The organism is Caloramator sp. ALD01, from assembly GCF_000472625.1.
Taxonomy (GTDB): Bacteria; Bacillota; Clostridia; order Clostridiales; family Caloramatoraceae; genus Thermobrachium; species Thermobrachium proteoclasticum.
This window is the reverse complement of record NZ_AXAA01000059.1, coordinates 1-3574: the sequence shown is the minus strand read 5'-3', so window position 1 is coordinate 3574 and position 3574 is coordinate 1. Positions and strand designations below refer to the sequence as shown.

Sequence of the window (3574 nt, the reverse complement as noted above, 5' to 3'; positions counted from 1 at the left end):
TCCCAAGCATAAGAATAAAATTCTCTTATAATGTTTTTGCAGCTACTATGAATGAATAATTGATTTTGACCAAGCATGTTCCCTACTGTTGCAATACCATCTAAAACATCGTTATTTGCTTCCTTTACATTTAAAAATCCATCACACTTAAGCTGGTATATTAATGCTTGTGCCGATGGGTCTATAAAAATTTTATGCGGTTTTATACCACCTAAAAAATGTTTCAAATCCCTTGAATACTTCTCAATTGTCTTTTTACCTTCTTCTCTTCCTTCATGGTAATATTCATTAATAACGTATTTTATATTATTCCTAACACCAATGAGTAGAAACACAGTTGGATTCCCCATACCAAAGTCAATACCAACTATATATTTATCAAATATATTAGGTATCTCTTCAACCACATGTAGTTTTTCATCAAACATATCATAAATTATTCCATCTGCTGCTACCCATTCGCCAAGTATAAATCTTTTATAAAACAAACCTGTGTATGTATTTTTGATAAACTCTATATATTCCTTCGGTAAAAAAGGATTATCATCTAAATAAAACTTCATCACATAATAGTCTTTTTCATCTGCCCTTTGAATATAATCAGTATAAAGCCAATGATATGGACTATCTGGATTAGTAGTAGCGTATATCTTTGCTCCTTCTATACTTGTTCTTGCCAGTATTTGTTCAAATACACTTCTTGGATATGTTGTAACCTCATCAAGCATTCCTCCTGCTAATGTCATACCTCTAAATCTCGTTTCTGCTTTTTCATCATTAGCACCAAGAACATATATTTTGTGTCCAAACAGTTTTATTTCATCTCTTGCAACTGTGTAATTTATTGAACTTTCTCCAAAGTATTTTTGTATTACATCAACAACATTTCTTTTCGCTGTATCTCTTGTTTTTCCTACTATAACAAAGTTTTGCGATTCTTTGAACTTTAAAACGTGCAAAATAAATGCAATAGCAGCAACAACAGTTTTCCCAGTTCTTATACTTCCTACTGCTATATTTAATTTTTTATTTGCATTTTTTATAAATTCCTTTTGTTTTTGACTAAACATTATCATCTTGTAATGCCCTCACTATTTCATTAACCTTATTTAATAACTCTGTATTATCTTGCTTTTGTTCATCTAATCCTAATGCTAATCGCTGTCCTTTTTGAGCTTTATCCATTACATTTGCTAACTTTTCTAATGCAGCTGCACTTATTTTTCCATCTCTTGTTTTAATATTTTCTATATCTTTTAAAGCTTCACTCAATATATTTAAAAACTCACCCCAAAGTTTAAGGTGAGTCGTATTATAATCTACTTCATGTTCAATTTGTTTTTCAATAGTTTTTTCTATAATTTTGTGACTCTTTTGTGATTGTTTTGTGACTCTTTCCTTTAACCAACCTTTAGTTTTTCTTCTCAAATAATCATAGTTTATTCCTTTTTTATCTGCAAATTCTTTGAGGCTTTTATAGTCACCTAACATAAACTCTTTTTTCAACTCTTCCCAATTTCTCCTCGCCACATCACCTCACCTGCCTTTTTAATTTAAGCCACCTATTCAAAGCTAATCTTATTATCTTTCAACACTTGATACAAACAACTTGCTAAACTTGTAATTTGTCTATGCTCTAACTCCAATTGATGCTCCTTATTAATTACTTCTAATATCTCATGCAATAACACTACCTCTTTATGGTCGTCTGGTTGTGTCCCATCAATAACTATCCTTCCTCTTATTAAATCACATTCCCCAAATCTATCATCAGCTCCAGCTAAATGTTCATCTATTATTACATCAAGCATTATCCCACCAATTTTTATCTTGCTTGGCAACTTCATTTTTATCACTCCAATTGGTATAATTTTACTCGAGGGTGTTGGTATTAAAGAGGGTGATCTTATGGCCAAGAATACCGGTAATGGCTATCGTAGAGGAGCAGTAGACAACCGTTCGCAAACTTATAATCCAAAGACTGATTCTTGGGTCAAACGAGATTCTGAAACTGGACGTTTTATTGACCAGAAAACAAGTAATAATAGCCCTTTTAAAGGTGTTCGTAAAGAAGGTTAAATTTTATAACCAACACCCTTTATCTTATTATATGTTTAATAGCTCCACCCTTTCCTCGTTTGTATATATGTCTTTCTTCCATAATACTTTTTATATCACGAAAGGAGAGGTGCTCCTTTTTCCTCTCCTTCTTCTTATCCTTTTTCTTTTGTTGCACCTCTCCTCAACTCCTTTCTAAAAAAATAGCACCAGTCTATGACCAGTGCTTTTGTTGGGGGATAAATCTTTTTAGATGGGGGGTTTTCTTACTCTAATTATATAACATCTATTTGCTACTTGTCTGTCTCAAATTCGTCTCAAAAATGTCTCACGTTTTAGCCTGCCCAATTCATCCACTTTGCTATATCTTCTATTAGCTCCTCTCTTTTTCTATATACTGTTGCCCTTGCTATATTAAGATTATATGCTATCTCATCAATTGTTTTTTTATCTCCATATTTCAATTCTAAAAACCTTTTATTTTCTTCTGATAACATTCCTATATTACATTTCATAGAATTTATTTGTCTTTCTAATTCTCTTACTCTTGCTCTCTTCTTCAGGAGCTTTTTCCTTATGTATACCCATTCTTTTTCAAGCTTTTCTATTTCTCTTATAAGTGCTTTTTCTGCATAACTTGTCCCATCGTTTGATGACTGTACTTTACTGTTACTATAATCTATCCCCATATTTAATTCTGTTTCTATGCTAATATTGGCTTCTTGTATATCCTTTTTTATTCTATCTTTTTGTGCTTCTAAATGCTTTATTTCCTCTTCCAATGCTTTTATTTTCTTTACAGTCTCATAGTATCTATATAAATGCCCTTCTGTCTTTCTAAAAATTTCAGCCTTCATGTCATCACCTCAATTTGATATATGCCTGTCCGCATTTTTCTGGGTTTCCCTCACATTTGAAACTGCATTCATTGAACTTTTCACATTCTCTGCAGCAATAATCACTGCATCCACTTGCTTGGTTTATTTTGCATTTATATTCTATCCATTCAGTTTTTAACTCATCTTCATCTTTTGGTATCGCAACAACTAATGCTGCCATTGAAAATCCTATTATTCCTCCCAACATTGTTGCTATTACTAACTTTAACATACTTCTTCCCCCTTCAGTTTTTCTATATATCCACAATGTGTGCATATCATTATTTTTTCTTTTGTCTTTCCTTTTCTACCTTCTATCATTGCATTTCTACAATGAGGACAAGATATTATATTACTTATCCTCATTGCTTCATTTATGAGATTATTGTATCTTTTTATGTCTCCGCCCATGTAGTCGATTATTGCTCTATATGCCAACCTTGCAACTTCTGGGCTCATATCACTTTACCTCCCTCACACTTCACTCTGTTTCTTATATATCGTTTGGAGTCCGCTCATTTCTGCCATTAGACCTTCCAACATATCCCTCGCTGTTTTATATGATACCTCTGCCAAATCCCTTTTATATTTCAGCTCTGCCACATTCCCCCTCGCTACATCAGGAATGAGAGTGGCTT

At 32.6% G+C, this 3574-nt stretch carries 8 protein-coding genes; 1 reads left to right on the top strand and 7 read right to left on the bottom strand.

From position 1 onward, the window contains the following. From A3M9_RS0112120 to A3M9_RS13940, 3 genes are all read right to left on the bottom strand, one after another. Window positions 1-1076, bottom strand: a 1076-nt coding sequence (locus A3M9_RS0112120; RefSeq protein ID WP_027309416.1) for a PBSX family phage terminase large subunit, incomplete at its 3' end; no start/stop codon positions are given. After that, a complete protein-coding gene (locus tag A3M9_RS0112115; protein WP_027309415.1) occupies window positions 1063-1530 on the bottom strand; it encodes a hypothetical protein in 468 nt (155 codons plus the stop codon). The genes A3M9_RS0112120 and A3M9_RS0112115, both read right to left, overlap by 14 nt. A gap of 32 nt (window positions 1531-1562) precedes the next feature. Further along, window positions 1563-1847 carry a hypothetical protein gene (locus A3M9_RS13940; protein WP_051350737.1) on the bottom strand — a complete coding sequence of 95 codons (285 nt, stop codon included), beginning with the start codon at window positions 1845-1847 and terminating at the stop codon, window positions 1563-1565. Between the two features lie 61 nt (window positions 1848-1908). On the opposite strand from A3M9_RS13940, the gene A3M9_RS14820 reads away from it, so the two are divergent. Continuing rightward, complete coding sequence (locus A3M9_RS14820; RefSeq protein WP_198011974.1) at window positions 1909-2079, top strand: hypothetical protein; 171 nt, start codon at window positions 1909-1911, stop codon at window positions 2077-2079. A gap of 19 nt (window positions 2080-2098) precedes the next feature. Here the strand turns inward: A3M9_RS14820 and A3M9_RS14815 are convergent, their stop codons facing one another. The 4 genes from A3M9_RS14815 to A3M9_RS0112085 form a co-directional block, all read right to left on the bottom strand. Continuing rightward, on the bottom strand, window positions 2099-2236 hold the full coding sequence (locus A3M9_RS14815; protein WP_198011973.1) for a hypothetical protein: 138 nt from the start codon (window positions 2234-2236) through the stop codon (window positions 2099-2101). A 157-nt stretch (window positions 2237-2393) separates the two neighbouring features. Continuing rightward, complete coding sequence (locus tag A3M9_RS0112095) at window positions 2394-2915, bottom strand: DUF1492 domain-containing protein (RefSeq protein ID WP_027309414.1); 522 nt, start codon at window positions 2913-2915, stop codon at window positions 2394-2396. 4 nt (window positions 2916-2919) lie between these two features. After that, a complete protein-coding gene (locus A3M9_RS0112090) occupies window positions 2920-3168 on the bottom strand; it encodes a hypothetical protein (protein WP_027309413.1) in 249 nt (82 codons plus the stop codon). Then, window positions 3162-3395 carry a hypothetical protein gene (locus A3M9_RS0112085; RefSeq protein WP_027309412.1) on the bottom strand — a complete coding sequence of 78 codons (234 nt, stop codon included), beginning with the start codon at window positions 3393-3395 and terminating at the stop codon, window positions 3162-3164. The genes A3M9_RS0112090 and A3M9_RS0112085 overlap by 7 nt, the downstream gene beginning before the upstream one ends. Window positions 3396-3574: the final 179 nt, after the last annotated feature.